The following is a 23089-nucleotide window of genomic DNA, read 5'->3' on the forward strand; positions in this document are numbered from 1 at the left end:
ATAGAGCTGTTTATCAATTACGCAAAACTTTTTTTTACTTTTTTTTATATTTTTTTTCAATACCTTAATTTTCAATTATTTAGAACGTGGGTGAGCTGAAAGATAAACTTTGCGCAATCCTTGAATGTCATTTTTTGCATAAACCTCTGTAGAGGCTAAACTAGAATGACCCAACAACTCTTTGATTTCTTGTATGTTAGCACCTTCTGTTAATAAGTGAGTAGCAAAACTATGTCGCAAAATATGCGGACTACAGACTTTTTTTTGCGAAAAAGTTTTAAAAATTTGGTTGACTCTCTTATAAACCCAATCGGCATAAACCGGATTGCCGCTGTCTGTTATAAAAAGATAAGTACTCTCTTGTTTTATATGTGCTAAATGATCTTTACGGAATTTTAAATACGCTTCAATAGGTACTACCAAACTATTTAATAAAGGTATACGTCGCTCTTTATTTCGCTTACCCAATACATTAACCGTCATTTGACTCAGGTCTAGATCTACTAAATGTAAATTAATTAACTCGGCGCGTCGCATTCCTGTAGCATAAAACAACTCGATGAGCAAACGGTCTCTCGCATCCGAAAAGCTATCGATGGCCAACGAATCAAACACCCTTTTCATTTCTTCTTTTGAAAAGGGTACACGTAAATTTTTCTTGACCTTAATAGGTTTATGTTGGCTTAAAGGGCTTTTCTCTATCTCACGTATCTTTAACAAAAAAAAATAAAAACTACGTAAAGTAGAAACCTTACGGTTGATGCTACGGTTATCTAAACCTCGCTGAGAAAGCGCTACCAACCACCCTCTACAAGAAGAGTAAGTAGCTTTTACAATGCTGGCGTCGGGTTTAATCTTTTGCAAGTATTGCTCAAAACCAACCAAATCATTTTTATAAGCCATAAGTGTATGAGAAGAATAGTTTTTCTCAACCTTTAAGTAATCCAGGAATTTTTGAATAGCATCCATAAATAGAAAAATCAGGTTAAATATAGTAGTTTAACCTGATTTTTTTGGTAATGTGTAGTTATTTCTTGGTTTTACAAACCTAAATAATACTAGGTTGCCGGCTTATAACTTTTGCCATCTATAATCATTTTTGCGATAATCTCTTTAAGAATCTCACTAGTCCCTCCTCCAATAGGTCCTAATCGTGAATCGCGAAGCAATCGTGCTAAAGGATAATCCTCAATATAACCATAACCGCCTAACATTTGCAAGCAGTCGTAAATAGCGCTATCTGCCATTTTAGTTGAAAGTAATTTTGACATACTTGCCTCTTTTACAACATAAGCTCCTTCATCCAATTGTTTAGTGATAGCATAATTAAACGTTTTACACATTTCTACTTCACTTGCAATTTCGGCCATTTTATGCCTTAAGGCCTGAAACTTGTTTATGGTTTTACCGAAGGCTTCTCGCTCGCTCATATACTGAAGCGTATAATCTAATGCAAACTCGGCTCTAGCGTGTGCATTTACTCCCATTATTAATCTTTCTAAAGCAAAATGCTGCATGATATAGGGGAAACCTTTACCTTCTTCTCCCATTAAATTTTCTGCAGGAATTTCAACGTCAGTGAAGCTAATTTCACCGGTATCTGAAGCCCGCCATCCCAATTTATCTAATTTTGTAGCTGCAATTCCCGGAGTATCGCGATCGACAACAAAGATACTCATTCCTTTATTCCCTTTTTCTGGAGTCGTTTTGGAAGCTACCACAAGATAATCAGAATAAACACCGTTGGTTATAAAGGTCTTTGATCCATTTAAAATGTACTTATCTCCTTTTTTAACTGCGGTTGATTTCATTCCAGCTACGTCAGATCCGCCGAAAGGCTCTGTGATGCAAAGACAACCTATTTTATCTCCAGCAATACTAGGCGCCAAATATTCCTCTTTAATACGCTCATCTCCTTCTTTTGCTAAGTGAGTCATCGCTAAATAGGCGTGCGCCCACATCGCAGCTGCAAATCCGCCAGAATTAATTTTTTGCAGTTCCTCGAGAAAAATAACGGTGTAAAAAAGATCTAAATCTAGTCCGCCGTATTGCTCCGGATAATTAATCCCAAAGTATCCCATCTCACCAAATTTCTTCCAGATAAAACGCTCTATAGTACCTGTTTTTTCCCATTTATCGATATGCGGAACGACTTCTTTCTGTAAAAACTCCTTTAAACTCTGCCTAAAGAGTTCGTGCTCTTCTGTAAAATACATATTTCTTCTTTTTCTTTTAACAATTGCTATTTATTTGATTTTTCAATCAATCTTCAAATATAATTGTATTCTATCTAATTTATGAGCTGGAAAGGACTCAATTTTTGCCAACTCGTTAAAATTTTTAATTTTTTGATTTAACTTACGGTATTGTACTACATCTCGTGCACTTTCATAATTAAAGTAAGGAATTTCTGAAAGCTCAATCACCTCTATGGTATTAAGATCTTTTATTGTGTGTGCGGGAGGGGTTTTTACCGTGCTTAGTGCTAGCAAATTTTTCTGGGCTTCATAATTTAACCCATAAATATCTTTTAATTGAATATCGTGAAGGAATCCGCCAAGTTTAGTTCTGTATTTGATTATACGATTGGCTAAAACCTCACCAATCCCTTTTACTTGAACCAGCTCTTCAAAGGTCATAGTATTCAAATCACTTTTTTTAGCATAACTAAGATGCTTTGGTTCTGCAGCTTTACGGATTTGATTCTGCTTCACCCAATCTGGAAACTTAAACAGTGGAGCGATGGCAGTAAGTAAAGAATCTGAAACCTTTGTTACCGCTTGAAATTCTTGTGCAGAATTAATCCATTGCTCTTTGGCTCTAAAAGCAAGAAGTCTGTCTATTTCATCTACGTTCATACCTAAGAGGTATCCTTTATAATCGCTGATAAAATTTGGGTTAAATGGTTTTTGTTGATACGCCACTCTTTCCGCGGCAGCTTTTTGTTTTAAACTATCTATTTGAGCTTCGTACGCTTGATCTGGCTTAAGAATCACTGTGCTAGTTCCAGCAAATAAATGCTCTTTAAAAGCAATGATAAAAAAACCAAGAACTAAGAGGATTATAAAAACAAAAATCCCATTTTGTTCTCTTTTATTGAACCTGAAATGGGATAATTTGCTTTTCATTTACTTTTATTTTACACTTTAATTTTTTGCTTTTTAAATAACTCACCGGCTTTTAATTTTCTCAAATACTCCCGTAAATCATCACGTACTTCTCCAGATAATATATACAACCCAATGATATTAGGGAATGACATCGCTAAGATCATCATGTCTGAAAAATCTAACACAGCCCCTAAACTTACCGATGCTCCTACCACCACAAACAATAAAAATAGTAATTTATAAATTAATTCCGATTGATTTGACTTCCCAAATAAATAGGTCCAAGCTCTCATACCATAATAAGACCAAGAAATCATTGTTGAAAAAGCGAACAAAAATACCGCGGCCGCCAATACATAGGGAAACCAAGATATTACACTAGCAAAGGCTTCTGAGGTAAGCTGAGCTCCGCCTATTCCTTCAACTTCGTGCATTCCTGTAAAAATTAAAACCAATGCGGTAAGCGTACAAACTACTACAGTATCTATAAAAGGTTCTAGCAAGGCTACAAAACCTTCTGATGGAGGATGATTTGTTTTTGCGGCACTATGGGCAATAGCTGCAGAACCTACACCAGCTTCGTTAGAAAAAGCAGCTCTTTGAAAGCCTACAATAAGTACCCCGATAATTCCCCCTTTTAGGGCCGTAGGATTAAAAGCACCTTCAAAAATAGCATTAAAGGCGGGGCCAATATTTTCAATGTTTATACCAATAACAATTAAGGCTCCCAAAACATAAATGGCTGCCATGAAAGGAACTACCTTACCGGTAACTTTAGCAATGCTTGAAATACCTCCAATGATTACTACTGCTACCAAAGCCGCAACCACAAGTCCGAAGATAAAGCCGTGTCCCTCTAAAAATTGAAATTGACCCGATAAGATCTCAAAAGATTGATTGGCTTGAAACATATTACCTCCTCCAAAAGATGCTCCTACTCCTAAGACGGCAAAGAAACCTGCTAAAAATTTACCTAAACCAGACATATTTCGTTTTTCTAATCCGTAGCGGAGGTAGTTCATTGGTCCCCCAAAAATCTTTCCTTCTTTACTGATAAACCTATATTTTACACCCAAAGTACATTCTACAAACTTAGAAGACATTCCTAACAGTCCGGCTAAAATCATCCAAAAGGTTGCGCCAGCACCACCCAATGAAATTGCCACTGCTACACCAGCAATATTCCCTAAACCAACAGTTGCCGAAACCGCTGTAGCTAATGCTTGAAAATGAGTAATTCTACCTGGAGCATTGGGGTCGTCATATTTTCCTTTAGCCAAATCTAAAGCGTGGCGAAACCCTCTTAGGTTTATAAAGCCCATTCTTAAAGTAAAAAAGGCAGCTCCTAAAATTAACCAAACTACAATAAAAGGAATAGGAAAAGTAATAGGGTCTCCGTTGGGGTGTGTCAATATTACTGGCTCATCGTATTTCACCTTGGCAAAAAAATGTGCTCCCGCTTCAATTACATCTTCTGTATTTTGGTAATCGTAAATGGTATTTCCTTCAGACGTCAAATGGGTTAGCGTTCCACTTGCAGATGCTTTAACTTCTATATTTCCTTCTTTTTCCGATTTAATTATAGCAATAGATTGGTTTCTATCTACGTGTTCTCCTTCTTTTACCAACCACTCCTCTAATTTATAAGCGTCTTGAATTCCTGAATACCAATTAGGAATAGGGACATTTTTTTCATCGGCGTACACAATAGGATCATACAAACCTATAGCCGAAAAAGGGTCCCAAAATAAAATTGAAGCCAGATTATCTACAATGGGTTTAAACGCGCCATTAAAGTTTTCTGTAATTGACTCGGCAGGTATGCGGTAAGATTTGGTTAAAGTATTTTGTTCAGCATCTGTAATTACTACTGTATAATCAATACCCTCAACAACACCAGTTGCTTTGTTAGATTTTAGCGAAGTGTCTTGGTCACTCCACTTAAAAGTGTAAGGAGGAACGCCCCCTGTGACATTCAGTTCAATAATTCCGTCATTGATTAAATTTGACGGATTAATTAGCTCTGGTACGACTTTAATATCTTTCTCATTAAAATCTTCTTGAGCTTGCAGCGATGAAAAAATCAGTAAAAAAAATAAAAACGAAAGTAAATACTTTCTCATAAGATATCTTGTTTTTTGATAGAATAGATAGCAATATTAAAAAAAAATTAAATTTTTAGCTTACTATTTAAAGAAAAAGTACTTGCTATCGCGTTTATACTTTAAAATTAAGTCTAGGATATTTACTTTTAAGTTTACGCATTTGATGCATATTTCCCACTATTATCAATTGTGAAAACTCATCTAAATTCATGTCAGCCTCTGGATTTATTGTGTATTCACCGGTTTTGGCTTGAACCCCAATAATGCTACATCCTGTATCTTTTCTAAGGTTTAGCTCGGCAATGCTCATAGGGATTGAGCGTCCTAATAAAGAAAAGTTGATTTTCTTAACCAAAATTTGATCTTCAACCTCTTCGTTCTCATTAATATTTGCCAACTCGCTCATAAACTCAATCAAATCTGGGTTTACAACCAATGAAGCCATATGACTACCACCAATACGATCGGGCATAATGACTTGATCTGCTCCTGCTAGTTTTAGCTTTTTATTTGAGCTTTCATCTGTAGACCGGCTGATTATAGTAAGGTTTTGATTGAGCTGTCTCGCCGAGAGTACAATAAATAGATTATCGGCATCGCTGGGCAAGGAGCACAAAAGCACTTTCGCTTTTTCTATACCTGCCATTTCTAGCACCTCATCTTGGGTGGCATCACCAGCAATATAATAAAAACCCTCTTGGCGGATTTGATCAAGTTGTTCTTCAGAATTTTCAATTATAACAAAATTCATTTTATTTGAACTCAATTTTTGTACGGCCTCTTTACCATTTCGGCCATAGCCACAAACTACAATATGATTGGAAAGGGCTGAAATTTCTTTTTGCATACGTCTTTGTTTTAAAGTACCAATATTGTTAGCACTCAGAATAAATTCAATAACCGTTGATATCGCATACCCAAAAATAGATATACTCAATATGATGTAAATGCCGGTAAATAATTTTTGGTCTGGCGTTAAGGGTACTACCTCACCAAACCCCACTGTGGTAACAGTTATAACCGTCATATAGAAAGCATCTATCCAAGAGTAATCGGCAAGCAGTTTAAAGCCTATCACTCCACCTATTACAATAGTAACGAGTAAAAGTAAAGCTAAAAGTACCTTGGTAGAGATTTTTTGCATACGCTACAGGTCAAATACCGAGCTTCTTTTAGTATAGATTAAGTCTTTTAATTTTAACCAAAAGGCAAGCGTTAAATAAACAGCGAAGCCCACCCCTAAGGTGGCAAATGAAAGGTAAATAAAAAACAAACGAACACTTTTAACCTTTATCCCCAACCTATCGGCTAGGCGAGTGCTTACATAAAAGCCATTGCGTTCAAAATAATAGCGAATTTTATAAATAAGGTTAAGCATAGGGTTATTTGTTAAGCAAAGATACACCAATTTGACAATTTAAACATTTTTGTTTTTTACAGTAATCTTGGTATAAGCTTAGTAAAGATTGCGAATGCCAAGCATTTTGTACCATTTCAGGTTTTAATTGTTTAAATTTTTTAACACTAGAATTTTCTTCCGCTTTAAGCGAACTCATTATGCTAAACAAATCATCTACCACTTCTTTTCCGCGGGCTTTGTGATAACTAAAACTAAAGGGAACCAATACATTGATGATCATTAAATCTACGAAAGAAGTAGAGAGTTTTTTTACCCTAGTTTTGGAGTTGACCTCAAAATTATAATGCGTTTCCCAATACGGGCTGGTTTTAACTTTAAATAAGAGATCTCTCCATAATCGAATATCGGGTTTTTCAATCAGTAAATTAAAAAAATTGGCCGAATCCTGATATAAATAAGCTAACTGAGCTAGCCGAATGCTAGGAAAATTTGGTGGTCTTAACCTAAAAAATGCCAAAGGGTTTGTAATACTTGCTAATTGGTATTTATGGCGAAGAAAACTAAATTCTTTTTGGAGCTCTTGGTAATAGACATCTTCTTTCTCACCTTCTAATAATTTACACATCCCCATAAACAAGGCTTCTAAGACTTGAACTTTTTGCGTTTTACGGACTAGGTTAAATGGAATATTAGCAGCCATCTGTTGAAAAGATAAGCCGTTCACGTTAAGGCCAAAGCCTTTAGCAAAGAGAATAAACAAAACTTTTTCCCAATCGTTTTTGGTGTTTTTTAATAAAAGTTGAATGTATTCTGTTTTTTGCTCTAAACGGCGTACATATAATTTCTCTTGCCAGCTATGGATTATAAAAGTTGAAAAATATGGCAAGAGGTTTTCACAGTTGATAAACTTTTTTTGCCTAGATAATTCTTGGTAGTGTTCTAAGCTTTCTAGATTTACGTAATGCTTCAAGCAAAGACTAGGTATACTGCTACCATCGCTTCTATAAACGGGCATATCTTCTTCCCACACTACATGCAAGATAACATTATCATAAGCTTTATCGGTATGATGGTGGTGTGCAAACCAATCGCTTGCCTTAAGATGAATTTCAACATTACCCGCCCACAATTGGTGATCAATTTGAATTCTCGCATCAAAGAAATCGGGACCGCTTTTATCTTCATTATGCCAGCCTACATGTTTTACAACAATGGGTAGACCTTGACTGGTTTTTAGATTTAGGAAATTAAATTTTTTAAATTTCCATACATAATGTAAATAATCTTCTTTCATATTACAAGACAAACAAAACCTATCCGAGAGCTTTTAATCGCTCATTTATAACAACATAGGCTTAAAGATACCTAATAAATTATAAACTTGTAGATTTTACTATTTTTTTTAGCCTAAAAATAAGTGTATTTTTAGGCTAAAATATAAGCAGTACAAAAGCAGCATGGACACGTCACCTAAAAAAGAAAATTCAAAACAAAAAAAAAGCCTACGAGATAGTTCAAATGCCTTCCTAAGGTTTTTAGGTGATGTTGGTTTTTACTTATGGAGTGGTGTATTGGCTATTGGGGCTTTTTTGGCTTGGCTTATTTCTTTTTTACTAATATGAGTTATACCCGCAGGTTATGGATCGTAAGTACCGCTATAGCACTTATCTATTTAGGACTCAAGGCCAGCCATTACAGTTTACCTACTTTCCTTACTAACCATTTGATGGATATTGTTTGTATGCCTGTTGTATTAGGTATTATTCAAGGTGTAATGCAGTTTGTTTTTCCTTCGTTTCGTTTTACGGTTTTGATGCTCGTGGTGTTGGTGGTTGGTTATTCTTTATATTTTGAATGCTATCTACCGCAGGTAAACAGCCGGTATACGGCAGACCTTTTAGATGTAGGCTGCTATTTAATAGGAAGCGGTCTTTATGCTTTTTTTCAACACAAAGACCGCTTGGTTACTTAAAATAAAAAAAGTTACTCCCTAAACTTAGGGTTTATGTAAAGTTCTCCCTTCTTGAGTTTTGCTAAATACAATTTTAAATCTGCTCTAACCTCCGATGATAATAAATATAACCCGATAATATTAGGAAAAGACATGGCCAAAATCATCATATCGGCAAAAGTCAACACGGCCCCTAAACTTACTGAAGCTCCGAGCACTACAAAAACTAAAAATAATACTTTAAAAACAAGTTCAGATTGTTTGCTTCTACCAAAAAGGTAGGTCCAAGAACGCATTCCGTAATACGACCAAGAGACCATTGTCGAAAAGGCGAATAAGAAAACAGCAAAAGCCAGCACTGCAGGAAACCAGGATATCACACTACCAAAAGCGTCTGAGGTTAGCTCTACCCCACCTAAGCCTGTTCTCTCGTGCATTCCCGAAAAGATAAGCACTAGCGCGGTCATAGTACACACCACCATAGTATCTATAAATGGCTCTACTAATGAGGTAAAACCATCGGCGATGGGAGTATTTGTTTTTGAGGCACTGTGGGCAATAGCTGCCGATCCTACTCCTGCTTCACTAGAGAATGCAGCTCGTTGTAGGCCAATAATCAATACGCCAATAAATCCGCCTTTAAGCGCATCGGCAGAAAGGGCACCGTTAAAAATAGCTGCGAATGCTCCGCCTATATTTTCAATATGCACACCAATAACAATTAAACAACCAATAATATAAACCGCCGCCATAAATGGAACAACCCTACCGGTTACTCGGGCTATACTGTTTATACCACCTATAATTACAGCACCTATTAGCAGGGCAAAAATAACACCAAACCAAAAGCCGTGACCTTGTAAAAACGGTAATTGTTCTGATACTATTTTAAAGGCCTGGTTAGATTGCAACATATTTCCTCCGCCAAAAGAGGCTCCCACCCCAAGTACTGCAAATAGAATTGCCAAAAATTTTCCAAGACCTTTTAGGTTTTTCTTTTCTAAACCATAACGCAGGTAATTCATAGGCCCACCAAATATACGCCCCTCTTTATTGATAAATCGGTATTTTACCCCTAGCGTACATTCAACAAATTTTAGTGACATCGCAAAAAAACCAGCTAGAAACATCCAAAAAGTTGCTCCGGCTCCTCCCAAAGATATGGCCACTGCCACACCTGCGATATTTCCTAATCCAACGGTAGCCGATACGGCTGTTGCCATGGCTTGAAAGTGGGTTATAGTTCCTGGCGCATCGGGGTTGTCATATTTACCTCTTGCCAAATCAATGGAATGTTTAAAACCACTGATGTTGATGAACCCCAGACGAAAGGTGAAAAATATACTTCCTAAAATAAGCCAAATCACGATAAACGGAATGGTATTGGTTCTTACCTCTCCATTATTATGCAATAAAGGTCGAGGCTCTTCAAATGCGATGCGTGCTAAAATGTGAGCATTGGCTTGTATCACATCTTTTTGATCATCTGGATTGTAGATTACTTCTCCTTCACCTACTTTATGTTCTAAACTACCGTTTACACTAGCAAAAACCGGCATCTCTTTACCGCTATCGCTTTGTATTATTGCTATCTTATCTCCGGTTTTAACGGATTCACCATCGGCTACCAACCAAGTTTTCAAGGTATAAGCAGCCTGTGTTGTGGCATCCCATTTAGGAATACCAATACGCTCATGTTGGGTGTAAACCACGGGGTCATATACGCCCAAACTAGCAAAAGGATCCCAAAAAAGAATACTCGCCAATACATCAACGGCAGGTTGTACCTTGCTGTTAAAAATTTCGGTAATCGATTGGGCCGGGATTTTAAAGGATTTGGTAACTTCATTACCTTGACTATCTACTACACGAACTTGATGAGCCATACCCTCAATTAGACCGGTAGATTTAGTGGCTTGCATAGAAGTTTCTTTATTGCTCCAATAATACGTATAAGGTGCTACCCCTCCACTCACTTGTAGCATGGCCTCGGCATCATTTATCTCCCGACTAGGATTTTTAAGCTCTAATTCAACGAACAGACTCTTATCTGTATTTAATTGATCTTGAGCTAAAAGCGGATTTAAACTAATTAATAATACGAATAGGCAATACAAATATTTATTCATGGGTTGTAATTTATTTAATAAAAAAATCCTGCTTTTGGCAGGATTTAATGTTGTAATTTATTTTTTTAGTCCAGGAAACCTTGGGCTTTCATCCAATCATCATTGAACATTTTACCTACATAGCGACTTCCATGGTCGTGAAACAATACCACCACCACATCATCTTTGGTAAAATGTTCTTTTAACTGTAACAAGCCTTTCATAGCGGCACCTGCAGAATTTCCTAAAAACATGCCTTCTTCTTTAGCTAGTTTTTGGGTGTAAACTGCAGCATCTTTGTCGGTTACTTTGGTAAAACCATCGATAATTGAAAAGTCTACATTTTTAGGTAAAATATCCTCTCCGATTCCTTCGGTAACATACGGGTAGATCTCCTTTTCATCAAATATACCGGTTTCATGGTATTTCTTAAAAACACTACCATAGGTATCTATACCCCAAACCTTAACATTCGGGTTTTGTTCTTTCAGGTATTTACCAACTCCCGAAATAGTACCTCCCGTTCCCACTCCTACTACAAAATGCGTAACCTTACCCTCGGTTTGTTTCCAAATTTCTGGTCCGGTGCTTTCATAATGCGCTTTGGCATTACTGGGGTTATCATATTGGTTCACGTACCAAGAGTTGGGAGTTTCTTCGGCTAAACGCTTAGAAGTAGAATAATAAGAACGCGGATCGTCTGGTTCTACATCGGTGGGGCAAACAACCACCTCACTCCCCACGGCGCGTAAAATATCTATTTTTTCTTTGCTTTGTTTATCTGCAATTACACAAACCATTTTATAACCTTTTACAATTGCAGCAAGGGCCAGCCCCATACCAGTATTTCCCGAAGTTCCTTCGATTATAGTACCTCCTGGTTTTATTTTTCCTTCTTTTTCGGCATCTTCAATCATTTTCACCGCCATACGGTCTTTTACCGAGTTACCCGGATTAAAAGTTTCATACTTTGCCAAAACCAAAGCAGGAATTTCGGCAGCTAATTTATTTATTTTAACCAATGGGGTATTTCCTATGGTTTCTAATATATTGTTTTTATAATCCATCGTGCAATTTTTTCGGCTGCAAAGATAAGAAACATATTACGAGTAATAAAATTCTAATAAATGCTTAACAAAACAGGTTTAAAATCTTATAAAAATAAGAATTTGATAATTAAAATCCGCTTTAAGCGAGAGGCTCCAAATCAGTCAAACTTAATCGCCTTTACCGGATTTATTCTCGCAATTAAAATACTAGGTATTAAAAGCATAAATAAGCAAAGTAAAAGCGTACCTAAATTTATTAGTACAACGTAATTCCAATTTAAGAATACAGGTGCTTCGGTAACATAATAGGTTTCTGGGTTGAGGGCAATCAGCTTAAAATGTTTTTGAATAAGCAACAAACCAATACCAATTACATTACCCCAAAATAAACCCTTTAGTATTAAATAGGCGGCGTTATAAAGGAATATTTTACGGATACTCCAATCTGTTGCGCCCAAGGCTTTAAGCATCCCAATCATGGGGGTTCTTTCTAGTATGAGTACCAGTAAAGCTGTTATCATATTAATTCCTGAGACCAAAATCATAATTCCAATAATAAGTCCGATATTAAAATCAAATAAGGCCAACCATTCAAAAATTGAAGCATATTCTTGCTGAATGCTCACGGCATCTAAGAAAGAACTAATGTGTTCATAAATTGCTCTTCCCTTTTGAGGAAGCTCTTTAAAGTTATCTACAAACACCTCGAAATAACCTATTTGATTAGCATCCCATTTGTTTAAACGTTGTATTTGGGTAATATCGGCTAATAAAAAGGTTTCGTCAAATTCCTGAAAGCCAGAATTGTATATTCCTACCACTTCAAATGCCACTAAGCGAGGGCGTTTTTGATTTTCATCATTCATAAAATAGACCACCACTTGATCATCTAACTCAAACTTCAATCGCTTTGCGAGATAAGAAGAGATTAGAATTTCTTTACTATTGGGTGAGTTTGCTTTATATTGAGGCAACCTTCCAGATACCAAATACTCTTCAAAATACGTCCAGTTATAATCTTGGCCTACCCCTTTTACTACAATTCCTTCAAAAGTTTCGGCGGTACGTATGACCCCATATTTGGTAGCCACCGCCTGAATGTGTTTTATACCTTCAATTTGATTAAAATCGGGGTAAAATTCTTGATGCTTATCGATAGGAATAACCGAAATCTGTGCATCTGTATTATTAATACTGCTTATTTTAACATGCCCATTAAATGCCGCTATTTTATCGCGGATCTTTTGCTGTAGCCCCACACCTGTAGCTACGGCAACCAACATCATAACCACTCCTACTGCAATTGCAGTAACCGCTATTTTAATAATTGGTGCAGATATACTACTTTTATAATCTTTAGCACCGATAAGGCGCTTACTTATAAAAAATTCGAAATTCAATTTTAGCTTATGTTTTTTCAATTGGTCAAAAATACACTTTTTCTTGCGGTTTTAGGTCTGGTTTCTTGTCAGGCTCAAACAAATTCAGAAAAACAAACCCACAATACCGAGCGCCAGGTTTCACCCTCAAGTACATTAATGGTAGGAGCAAACCAAACACAAGCTTATTTTAATAAACTCAAAGGTAAACGTATCGGAATAGTAGGGAATCAGACCTCGGTTATATTTAAAGAAAACGGAGCATATACCCATTTGGTCGATAGCTTATTGGTACATAATTTTAATATTGTTCGTGTTTTCTCACCCGAGCATGGTTTTAGAGGTAAGGCAGATGCAGGCGAGCAAGTAAAAAACGGTATGGATACACAAACGGGTCTACCCATCATTTCGCTGTATGGAAAAAACAAAAAACCCACTCCAGCGCAACTAGAAGGTATAGATTTACTCATTTTTGATATACAAGATGTAGGCACACGGTTTTACACTTATATTTCAACTTTGCATTATGTACTAGAGGCTGCAGCCGAAAATAATATTGCTGTTTTGGTTCTCGATAGGCCTAACCCCAATGGCGCTTATGTAGACGGTCCCGTTTTAGAATTACAACATAAAAGTTTTGTTGGGATGCATCCTATACCTGTTGTTCATGGTATGAGTATAGGCGAATATGCCCAAATGATTATAGGCCAAAATTGGCTCGAAAAAGGCGTAAAACCCGAATTAGAAGTTATTCCTGTAAAAAATTACACGCGCCAAGACCCGTATATTTTACCCATAAAACCCTCGCCAAATCTTCCCAACGCTCAGGCTATAAAACTATACCCTAGTCTTTGTTTTTTTGAGGGCACCCAGGTAAATGCAGGGCGTGGTACAGCCTTGCAATTCCAAGTTTTTGGCTCACCTTTTTTAGCCAAAAATTATTTTGATTTTTCCTATACCCCAAAAGCTAATGAGGGGGCCAAAAACCCAAAACATATGGGTCAATTATGTTATGGCAGGAACCTCTCAAATAGTAAAATCGAAAATAAAATACAATTAGATTGGCTGATTGAAGCCTATCAAAATACTGCCGATAAAAGTAAATTTTTTAACTCTTTTTTCACCAAGTTAGCGGGCACTGCAAAATTACAATCTCAAATCGAAGCAGGTTTAAGCCCAGAAGCCATTCGCAAAACTTGGAAACCTGCACTTAAAGCATTTAAAAAAATGAGAGCTAATTATTTGATTTACGAATAGCTTGGGTGTAATTATGGGTAACTGTAAAACTATTAAATTCTGGGAACATTTAATAGTCATCTCGCTTTGATACTTTTTGATGAAAATACTTGTTCTATTGTAAATAAGTTCGGTACAGGCCAGAATAAAGCTCTATGCTATCTTGGCGAACAAATTATTCTATTTAAACTTTAATTTTCTCTTTCATCGCCTCAACAATTGCATAAGCTGCCGGACAGATAGCCACATTTTTAAGTGTTAAATTAGAAATTTGATGAAATTTTTTCCGATCGGTGTGCGGAAATTCGGCGCAAGCCTTTGGGCGCACTTCATAAATCAAACACCTGTTATCTTCGGCCAGAAAAGCACAAGGCACCTGCTGCAAAACATAATCTTGATCTTCATCAATACGCAAATAGGTAGCAATAAAGTTAGCTGGTTTCATTCTCAAGAATTTCGAAATCCGGTTTATATCTTTATCGGTGAAAAGCGGTCCAGTAGTTTTACAGCAGTTAGCACAATCTAAACAATAATCTTTAGCAAATTCTTCCTCGTGTAAATCTTGCATCAAGACATCAAGTTGTTTGGGGGGCTTTTTTTTAAGCTTAGCAAAAAACTTTTTGTTCTGCTTATGCTTATCTTTGGCGTTTTTGGGTAGGTTTTTCAGCAAATCTTCCATACCACAAAAGTAAATGAAATGAAACAAGATAAAACCTATAATCCCGATATTTTTGGAGAAGCCGTTCACGATTATTTTATTAAGGGTCAAGCCGAATCAATACGTGTTTGGCAAGAAGATTTCGATGAAGATGAAATTCCCACCGCCTACCTTTTTAGAGCTTTCAAAGATATGCCAGCTATAGAGCAAATAGCGCTTAAAAACAGTTTTGGTCATTGCCTTGATGTTGGTTGCTGCGCGGGCAGTCACTCCTTGCATTTGCAGCAAAAGGGATTAGAAGTTACCGCCATAGACATTTCTGCTAAAGCTATAGAAGTATGTCGCTTACGCGGAATTAAAGATGCCCAAGTAAAAAGCTTTTTTGAGGTTGAAGAACGATATGATACTATCCTGATGCTTATGAACGGTAGTGGTATCATAGGGAAACTCAATCAATTGAATTCTTTTTTTCAGCAGCTTAAAAAGATTTTAAAACCCGGCGGACAATTGTTAATCGACTCTTCAGATTTGCGTTACTTATATGAAGAGGAAGACGAATCCTTATCAAAAATAACCTCACAAAACTATTATGGAGAGGTTCAATATCAAATACAATACAAAGAACAAAAAAGCCAGTGGTTTGACTGGCTTTATATCGATTTTGAAAAATTAAAATTAGCTGCTTCGGCTCAAGGATTTTCGTGTAAACAATTGGTTGCGGGCGAGCACTATGATTACTTAGCACAAATTACTTATAATAATTAATACTGGGATTTAATATACTTTTTCGCCATTTACATAAGTTGCCAAAACACGGGTAAGCGGCAACTGCTGCTCATTCACTTTCATCAAATCTTGGTTTAACACAACAAAATCGGCAAATTTTCCCACGGCAATACTGCCTTTTTCTTGTTCTTCAAAATTAGCATAGGCTGCCCAAATGGTCATTCCTTTTAATGCTTCTTCTCGTGACAAAGCTTGAGCTTTTTGAAATCCGTTGGCCGGATAGTTATCCAAGTCTTTTCGAGCTACAGCTGCATAAAAAGTAAGTATAGGGTTTACTTTCTCTATAGGAAAATCTGTTCCTAAAGCTACCAATCCCGCAGCCTCTAAAAGTTTCTTATAGGCATAAGCATTTTGCAATCGCTTTTCACCCAGGCGATCTTTTGCCCAATACATATCGCTTGTTGCATGAGTAGGTTGCACAGACGGAATGATATTCTTATTAAAATACTTAAAATCTTGAGGGGCTACCACCTGCGCATGCTCAACCCTCCACCTTCTGTTGGGTTTATCTTTTAAAAGGTTTTTATAAGTGCTCAGCACCACGGCATTTGCAGAATCTCCTATGGCATGGGTATTCATTTGCCAAGAAGATTGAGAAAGTTTTTGGGCTAATGCTTTAAAATCGGCTATACCAATAAGCATACTCCCATAATGTCCTTTTTTATCGGAGTAAGGCTGTTTTAGCGCCGCACCTCGAGAACCCAAAGCACCGTCAGCAAATACCTTAACGGATCTAAGGTTTAAAAAATCGGTTTTTAGTGGTCCTCGTTCTAAAAAATAATCAATCTCCTCCGCATTATTGGCTAGCATAGCATAAAGTCTAACCTTTAGCACCTCTGCCTGTTGCAAACTATCAATCAATTCAATTTTATTTTTGTTTAAACCTGCATCGGCTATACTCGTTAAACCGTTTTCAAAAGCTATCTTTTGTGCTGCTAGCAAAGCATCAATTTGTGTAGCACGCGTAGGCTCTGGAATAATAGCTTGCACCGGCTGCATGGCATTATCTATCAACACTCCTGTTAATTCTCCTTGGTGCTTTAATAATTGCCCACCTGATATTTCGGTATCGGCATTAAGATTGGCCAATTGCAAAGCTTTGGTATTAGCCAAAAGCGCGTGCCCATCTATGCGTGTTAGAACCACTGGCGTATCAGGAAACAAGTCATCTAAAGCTTTGTTAGTAGGAAATTCCTTATTGGGCCAATCGTTCTGATCCCAACCCCTTCCTATAATAAACTGGCGTTGTTCTTGCTCTTGAAAAGCTTTTAACTTTTCTAAAACCTCATCAAAACTCTTGGTACCGGTTAACTCTACCCTTTGCTGCTGCATTCCTAAGTTATAAAAATGAGCATGTGCATCAATAAAGCCAGGATAGATGGCTTTGCCTTTGGCATCATAAGATTGCTTGGGTTTATAACGCAAATGCAAATCTTCGTAATTTCCCAAGGCCACGATCTTTCCGTCTTTAACAGCAAAACCCTTCACCACATCAAAGGCATCATTCACCGTATAAACTTTAGCATTGCTTACTATTAAATCAACCTCTTCCCGCTGTTCACAGGCGCTAAAAAGTATAAGCATGCAGCAACTAAACAGTATATTCTTCATACGTTCTTCTTTTTACCAATCAAATTGATAGGTGGCTCCTGCCATAATTTGCAGACCTTGTGTTGGGTAAGCATACCAACGCTCATAATTATCGCCCAGCAGGTTGTTCCCTCTTAAAAAGAAGCCCCATTGCTCGGTGAATTGATAATCTACGCGTAAATTGGCATCTATAAAAGCGTCTAGCGTTTGGGTTTGTGCACTAGACTCTGGGGTGCTATTTATGATAAATAAACTATCTTTTCTCTCGCCCATCGCCAACATACTCGCGCTTATTAACCATTTTTGATCAATCGCATAATTTAACATAAGTTGACTTTCAAATTGTGGTAAATTCCAAGCTTCAGGCTCTCTGTCTTCACCGTAGCTATAAAAACTTCCGTTTAATTTTAGGTTAAATTGGTCGTTAATATCCAATTGCAATTCTGCAAATAATTGTAATGTATTTACCTCATCGTAAACCACGCCAAAGCTATTGAAATATTCGTAACCCTCACGAGAGGTTACGTTTTGGTTATCTGTGCTATGTTTAAATAAAGCCTTATTCACCTCGTTTTGGTAACTGGCTTTTACATTATAGCTTAAAGCTTCGGTAAATTTACCTTTACCACCTACAAAAACATCATATTGTTTGTCGGTTGGGGCAACCACCAATGCCGGCGCTACAAACGGATTGTTTTGGGTAAAACCATAATAAGAGTTTTGTTTTAATCCGCCTTGAGCGCCCCCATAAACCGTAAAATAATCGCCTGCTAAACGGTAACTACCACTGACTTTTGGATAGATATAAAAATTATTTTTCTCGTTTTCAACATCCATACTGTAAACCAGTTCGGCACCTAATTGCACCGAGTAATCTTGATCTGACAAGACGATACGCGGACTAATACTCGAATTCAGGTAAGCGTATTTAGGCATAAAACTTACATTATTGGGTTGTTCGTCAAAATTACCATTTACATAATCAAATTTGAGCTCTAGGTCTACAGGCATTTGCGTTAAAGGCAGTTCAAATTTAGGAGTTAAAACCAATCTATTCTCACCTGCACCCCAATTATCTGCGAAGCGCATATAGCTTAAATCAATACCTTGAAATACCCCTTCTCCCGTATTTAAATATGCATCTAATCCGCCACCTAAATAAGCGTGACCGGTTTCTATACCGTCTAATAAAGGTTCTGGAATAGAAAATTCTTGCGGTAAACCGTACCAATTAAAAGACTGGTGTAAAGCATTAATTTGTGTACCCCAGGTAAAACTACGTGTTTCTTGCTCATAACCTAACTTGAGTTGGGTATCATAAAACTCATCATCTAAGTCTACTCCGTCTATTCCTCCTTGGGTAGATTGGTGTGTAAAACTTAAATTGAGATCTTGGTAACGACTTAGCGGGATGCGTCCGAAAAAAGCAGCGTCTACATTAAAGTAGTTGCCCACACCCAAAGAAGCATAATTATCAAAACTTGTGGGTAAAGCCTGTTGTTGCACTCGGGCCGCTCTACCCTTTGCTGGGGTAAAAGTTGAGGCTACTGGAAAAGAATTAATGGTATAGTTTACTTTTTTCTTTTGTCGCTCGGTAGAATCATTGATCACTGGGTTCTGCTTAATTTTAAAAGCATCGCTTACCGTAGGCGAATATGGTTTTACAATTATCAAGCGTTCGGTATCTATATCACCTTGCTCTTCTTTGTCTTCTTGGGCAAAACTTAAGGCTGTGCTAACAAGGAATAAGCCAATGGATATACCTAATTTAAAACGCATAGAAGTATTGAATTTATGATTATATAACATAGCTATTTTTTCTAATTTTGAGGGGTTTCTACAGAAGAATTGGTTTTGGCTTCATTGGTTTTTATACGAATCAATTCAGCTTTAGCTTCTTCAACCAAATCGGGGTAGGCTTTAAAATTTTTAATGATATTTTCTAATACATAGGTGCTCTGATAGGCATCATTCAAATCATAGAAGTTTTTTGCCATCACGAGAAGTCCTTTGCCTCCAAATTTCTTATAACCCGAATAATCTCTGGCTAAAGTTTGCACCGCCTCGTTTGACTTTTGATAATCGCCATCTTCGCGTAAAAAGTAAGCATCATAATAATGTGCTTCTGCTGCCAATGCTCCTTGTGCTATTTTCTTTACCGCTTCATACGCGTTTCTAGCCTTTGCATCATCGCCTAATTTTATCGCCGCCCGAGCAATAAAAACTTGCGCATCACTCTTTATACTATTTTCTATTTTCTGATTTTCAAGTACGCGATCGGCGTAGGTGATGGTTTGTGCATACTGCTCTTGCGCATAATAGGCTTTCATTAAATTTGACTGCGCAAAGGTGATATTTTGTGGAAAATCTGCTTCTTGTTCCAATCTAGTTAAAATTGGAATAGCCGATTTATAATCTTCTTGTTCTAAGTAAACCTGACCCAGTCGGGCTAAGGATTGCTCTGTAAACTCACTGCGCGATTGATTGATTACATATTGGTAATGCGGAATGGCCGCTGCATAATTTTCATCGGCGTAATTGATTTGAGCCAAATAAAAGTGAGCCGATAAAGCGTGTAAACCTTTTGGAAATTGATTCAAGTATTTTTCAAATCCTTTTTTGGCTTGGGTCATTTTATTTTCAATAAATGGTAATTCTGCCGCCTCATAGGTAGCGTTATCGATATCAGAATCGGCTACCTCAACAAAATCAAGACCGCTTACCCATTGGGCATACTCCTCTGTTCTTCCTAAATCTACATAAATGCTACGCGCGGTTTTTACCGCTTGGTTGGCTTCGGTGGTATTGGGGTAATCGGCTACGACCTTTTTAAATGTTCCCAATGCCTGTTCGCCTTGATTGTTGTTATAATACAGCAATCCTACTTTTAGCATAGATTTTGAAACATACGAGCTAGTAGGTAGTTCTTTTTGCAAACGTTTATATGCTGCAAGAGCTTGGTTGGTTTTACCTTCGGCCACATAGGTATTTCCCAATTCATACAAGGCATCATCTTTATAAATACTTGTAGGATACTTGGCAATGAAATTGTTTAAATCTTCTATTTTACGCTCATTCTTATCTACAAAACCATAGCTTATGGCTTTTTGAAAGTAAGCGTAATCAGAGTCAATACCTTTTAAGCCAATGGCCTTATTATACGCCTCCATTGCGGGCCAATAATCACTGCTCACAAAATAACTATCGCCTAGTCTTAAATAGGTGTCGTTTTTTTGTGGTAAAGGCACCGATTCTTGTTCGCTATATTTTTTAAAATGCTTTATGGCTTGGGTATAGTCTTTGGTTTTAAAATAGGCATAAGCAATATTATAATCTATGGCTTTTATGGCCTCGGTTGCATTGGCTTTTGGCATACCTAAAAACTCCTTGTACCCAATTAAAGCTTCTTTAAAATTACCTAAATTATATTGCGTCTCTGCCTTCCAATAGGTAGCTTTAGCCGTAAATAAGGCATCGCTACGATTAGCCAAAGATTGATTAAAGTAATGTAATGCTTCGCTGTATCGGTTCTCATTATACAGCTCTACCCCTCTATAAAAACTAACTTTTTGATACACTTGCTTATCGCTAAAGCGTTTGCTACCCTCTAAAAGATCTAGTGCCTTTTTATAGTTTTTACTAGTGATATAAGAATCGATTAAAAGGTTCTGTATCTCGGTCGTGGCCGGATTATTTGGGTAACGCTCAACAAAATCGGTTAATACTTCGGGAATACTTTTGTAGGAGTTTCCTATTTCATAGCTCAACTTGGCGTAATTAAGCGCAGCGTCTTCTTGAATCTTAGGCTCAAAATCCATTTCAGAGGCATTTTTAAAAGCGTTGAGTGCCTGTTGTTTCTGGTTTAATTCTACATAAGATTCTGCCAGATGGTAGTAGGCATTCTGTGCCACGTGATTTTGACCGTCTATAATTTTATTGAATTCATTTATGGCATTTTGATACTCGCCTTGTTTATAATAAGCATAACCTAACTGGTAATAATCGGTGTTATTCCATTTACCGCGTTTCCCTTGGTATTCTTTTAAATAGGGAATAGCCTCTTCATATTGCCCTAAGTTAAAATAGCTCTCTCCTATTATTTTATTCAGTTCAGATTTTTCAAGTCGGTTAGAGCGATCTAGCTGTTCTTTACCCAAAGCAATGGCCTCTTCAAACTTTCCCAATTTAAAATTCATATCGGCTTGAAAGTAAGACAAGGTTTTGTCTAACCGTTTATCACCTTTAACGGCATCAAACATCTGGTTGGCTTCTTCATATTCATCGCCTTCATAAGCCATAAAACCCAAATAGTATTTCGCCTGGGCCCCAAATTCTTGATCGTCTCGCACGCGGTTCAAGTACTTCTTTGCCTCGTTTGTTCTACCCGCCTTAAAATAGGTGTAGCCATTATTAAAATAATAAGTAGTTTTTTCTTCTTTGCTTAGACCATCTACATCTACCTTATTATACCAGTTCCTAGCTTCAACGTAATTGCCAGCCGAAAAGTAATAATTGGCTACGTTATAGTAGGCCGAATTTCGTTTGGTACTGGTGGGGTGATTTTGAACAAAATTATCTAAGAGTTGTTCGGCGTTGCTAGCCTGTGTTCGCACCGCACAAAGCGCGATATAATAATCACAATCGGCTTTAAGCTCTTCGCTTTGCGTTAACTGCTTGGCCTCTTTAAACAAATTTTGTGCGGCTTGGTACTGCTGTTTATTGAATAAACGAGTCGCCTGCTGGTAGGTCATAAAATTCTCGGTATACACTGCGGTTTGCTGACTGTAACTCGAGAAACCCGAACCGATTCCTAATACTAAACAAAATCCTATTGTTTTAAACATAAAGTCGCTTTTTTATCAAAACTCAAATATAAAAGAATTGCTTACTACATAACGCCAAACCCGCGTAATAATTATATCAAATTTAGCATTTTAGTCAGTCTTTACATCCGCTTGACGCAAAAGCAAACTCATGAAATTTATTACTACACCTATAAATTGAGTACGCTAGTAAAATAGAACTTAAAAACTTTTGTTACCTTTAGCCTCAAATCTTAAAAAGCTATGGCGCAATCTATCCTTTCGCTTCGCAACGCGGCGATTTACCAAAGAGAAAGTCTTATTTTATCTGAAGTAAATGTAGAAATCAATAAAGGTGATTTTGTTTATTTAATTGGTAAAACAGGAACCGGTAAAAGTAGTTTTATGAAAACGCTATACGGTGATATTCCCTTGAAAGAGGGTGAAGGAACTATTGTAGGTACCGATTTACGTAAACTCAAAGAAAAAGATATTCCTTTCTTACGCCGCAAACTCGGCGTGGTTTTTCAAGATTTTAAATTGCTGAACGACCGCAATATCAAGGAAAATCTAATGTTTGTCTTAAAAGCTACAGGCTGGAAAGACAAGGCCAAAATGGAAGAAAAAATTGATACGGTATTGAACAAAGTGGGTATGAAAACCAAAAATTTTAAATACCCCTACCAACTTTCTGGTGGTGAACAACAACGTATTGCCATCGCGCGTGCTTTACTCAACGACCCCGAATTAATACTAGCCGATGAACCTACGGGTAATTTAGATCCACAAACCTCTGTAGAGGTAATGGAGGTTTTGCAAGAAATTAACCGTAACGGTAATACCATTTTAATGGCTACACACGATTATGCTTTGCTATTAAAATACCCGTCTAAAACCTTAAAATGCGACGGCCAAAAAGTGTTTGAAGTAGTACAGAAAACGGCTTAAAAAGAAG

At 37.1% G+C, this 23089-nt stretch carries 18 protein-coding genes; 4 read left to right on the forward strand and 14 right to left on the reverse strand.

Translation table 11 applies throughout. The annotated features are described in order from the left end of the window. Positions 1-75: 75 nt before the first annotated feature. The 7 genes from ACFSQ0_RS01550 to ACFSQ0_RS01580 form a co-directional block, all read right to left on the reverse strand. Positions 76-969 (reverse strand): tyrosine-type recombinase/integrase, encoded by an 894-nt coding sequence (locus ACFSQ0_RS01550; RefSeq protein WP_379043164.1) that lies wholly within the window; start codon positions 967-969, stop codon positions 76-78. An 89-nt stretch (positions 970-1058) separates the two neighbouring features. Further along, complete coding sequence (locus tag ACFSQ0_RS01555; RefSeq protein ID WP_379043166.1) at positions 1059-2216, reverse strand: acyl-CoA dehydrogenase family protein; 1158 nt, start codon at positions 2214-2216, stop codon at positions 1059-1061. Positions 2217-2258: 42 nt separating this feature from the next. Further along, entirely contained in the window at positions 2259-3128 is an 870-nt protein-coding gene (locus ACFSQ0_RS01560; RefSeq protein WP_379043169.1) for a helix-hairpin-helix domain-containing protein, read from the reverse strand. An 11-nt stretch (positions 3129-3139) separates the two neighbouring features. Then, positions 3140-5233: an amino acid carrier protein gene (locus ACFSQ0_RS01565; protein ID WP_379043172.1), complete on the reverse strand. Its 2094-nt coding sequence runs from the start codon at positions 5231-5233 to the stop codon at positions 3140-3142. A 94-nt stretch (positions 5234-5327) separates the two neighbouring features. After that, positions 5328-6359, reverse strand: a complete 1032-nt coding sequence (locus tag ACFSQ0_RS01570) for a potassium channel family protein (protein WP_379043175.1) — start codon at positions 6357-6359, stop codon at positions 5328-5330. Positions 6360-6362: 3 nt separating this feature from the next. Then, entirely contained in the window at positions 6363-6593 is a 231-nt protein-coding gene (locus ACFSQ0_RS01575; protein ID WP_147860563.1) for a PspC domain-containing protein, read from the reverse strand. 4 nt (positions 6594-6597) lie between these two features. Then, positions 6598-7869 carry a DUF2851 family protein gene (locus tag ACFSQ0_RS01580; RefSeq protein WP_379043178.1) on the reverse strand — a complete coding sequence of 424 codons (1272 nt, stop codon included), beginning with the start codon at positions 7867-7869 and terminating at the stop codon, positions 6598-6600. A gap of 264 nt (positions 7870-8133) precedes the next feature. Here ACFSQ0_RS01580 and ACFSQ0_RS01585 point away from each other — a divergent pair, with 264 nt between their 5' ends. Continuing rightward, entirely contained in the window at positions 8134-8547 is a 414-nt protein-coding gene (locus ACFSQ0_RS01585; protein WP_379043180.1) for a hypothetical protein, read from the forward strand. Positions 8548-8558: 11 nt separating this feature from the next. Here ACFSQ0_RS01585 and ACFSQ0_RS01590 read toward each other — a convergent pair whose 3' ends face one another. The 3 genes from ACFSQ0_RS01590 to ACFSQ0_RS01600 all read right to left on the reverse strand — a co-directional run bounded on the left by ACFSQ0_RS01590 (position 8559) and on the right by ACFSQ0_RS01600 (position 13083). Further along, complete coding sequence (locus tag ACFSQ0_RS01590) at positions 8559-10655, reverse strand: amino acid carrier protein (protein ID WP_379043183.1); 2097 nt, start codon at positions 10653-10655, stop codon at positions 8559-8561. A 65-nt stretch (positions 10656-10720) separates the two neighbouring features. After that, positions 10721-11701 (reverse strand): PLP-dependent cysteine synthase family protein, encoded by a 981-nt coding sequence (locus ACFSQ0_RS01595; protein ID WP_379043186.1) that lies wholly within the window; start codon positions 11699-11701, stop codon positions 10721-10723. Between the two features lie 140 nt (positions 11702-11841). Continuing rightward, entirely contained in the window at positions 11842-13083 is a 1242-nt protein-coding gene (locus ACFSQ0_RS01600) for an ABC transporter permease (RefSeq protein WP_379043189.1), read from the reverse strand. A gap of 9 nt (positions 13084-13092) precedes the next feature. On the opposite strand from ACFSQ0_RS01600, the gene ACFSQ0_RS01605 reads away from it, so the two are divergent. Beyond that, positions 13093-14319, forward strand: a complete 1227-nt coding sequence (locus tag ACFSQ0_RS01605) for an exo-beta-N-acetylmuramidase NamZ family protein (protein ID WP_379043192.1) — start codon at positions 13093-13095, stop codon at positions 14317-14319. Positions 14320-14482: 163 nt separating this feature from the next. Here the strand turns inward: ACFSQ0_RS01605 and ACFSQ0_RS01610 are convergent, their stop codons facing one another. Further along, a complete protein-coding gene (locus ACFSQ0_RS01610; protein ID WP_379043195.1) occupies positions 14483-14977 on the reverse strand; it encodes a YkgJ family cysteine cluster protein in 495 nt (164 codons plus the stop codon). An 18-nt stretch (positions 14978-14995) separates the two neighbouring features. Between ACFSQ0_RS01610 and ACFSQ0_RS01615 the strand changes: the two genes are divergently transcribed. Further along, a complete protein-coding gene (locus ACFSQ0_RS01615) occupies positions 14996-15721 on the forward strand; it encodes a class I SAM-dependent methyltransferase (RefSeq protein WP_379043198.1) in 726 nt (241 codons plus the stop codon). 9 nt (positions 15722-15730) lie between these two features. Here the strand turns inward: ACFSQ0_RS01615 and ACFSQ0_RS01620 are convergent, their stop codons facing one another. Genes ACFSQ0_RS01620 through ACFSQ0_RS01630 form a run of 3 tightly spaced genes read right to left on the reverse strand, consistent with a single transcriptional unit; the run spans position 15731 to position 22176 of the window. Beyond that, positions 15731-17353 (reverse strand): amidohydrolase, encoded by a 1623-nt coding sequence (locus tag ACFSQ0_RS01620; protein ID WP_379043201.1) that lies wholly within the window; start codon positions 17351-17353, stop codon positions 15731-15733. A gap of 12 nt (positions 17354-17365) precedes the next feature. After that, entirely contained in the window at positions 17366-19111 is a 1746-nt protein-coding gene (locus ACFSQ0_RS01625; protein ID WP_379043204.1) for a TonB-dependent receptor, read from the reverse strand. A gap of 41 nt (positions 19112-19152) precedes the next feature. Further along, positions 19153-22176 (reverse strand): tetratricopeptide repeat protein, encoded by a 3024-nt coding sequence (locus ACFSQ0_RS01630; RefSeq protein WP_379043207.1) that lies wholly within the window; start codon positions 22174-22176, stop codon positions 19153-19155. Positions 22177-22398: 222 nt separating this feature from the next. On the opposite strand from ACFSQ0_RS01630, the gene ACFSQ0_RS01635 reads away from it, so the two are divergent. Next, positions 22399-23082: a cell division ATP-binding protein FtsE gene (locus ACFSQ0_RS01635; protein WP_379043210.1), complete on the forward strand. Its 684-nt coding sequence runs from the start codon at positions 22399-22401 to the stop codon at positions 23080-23082. The last annotated feature ends 7 nt before the right edge of the window (positions 23083-23089 follow it).

This window comes from Mesonia sediminis (assembly GCF_042684705.1).
GTDB classification, from domain to species: Bacteria; Bacteroidota; Bacteroidia; order Flavobacteriales; family Flavobacteriaceae; genus Mesonia; species Mesonia sediminis.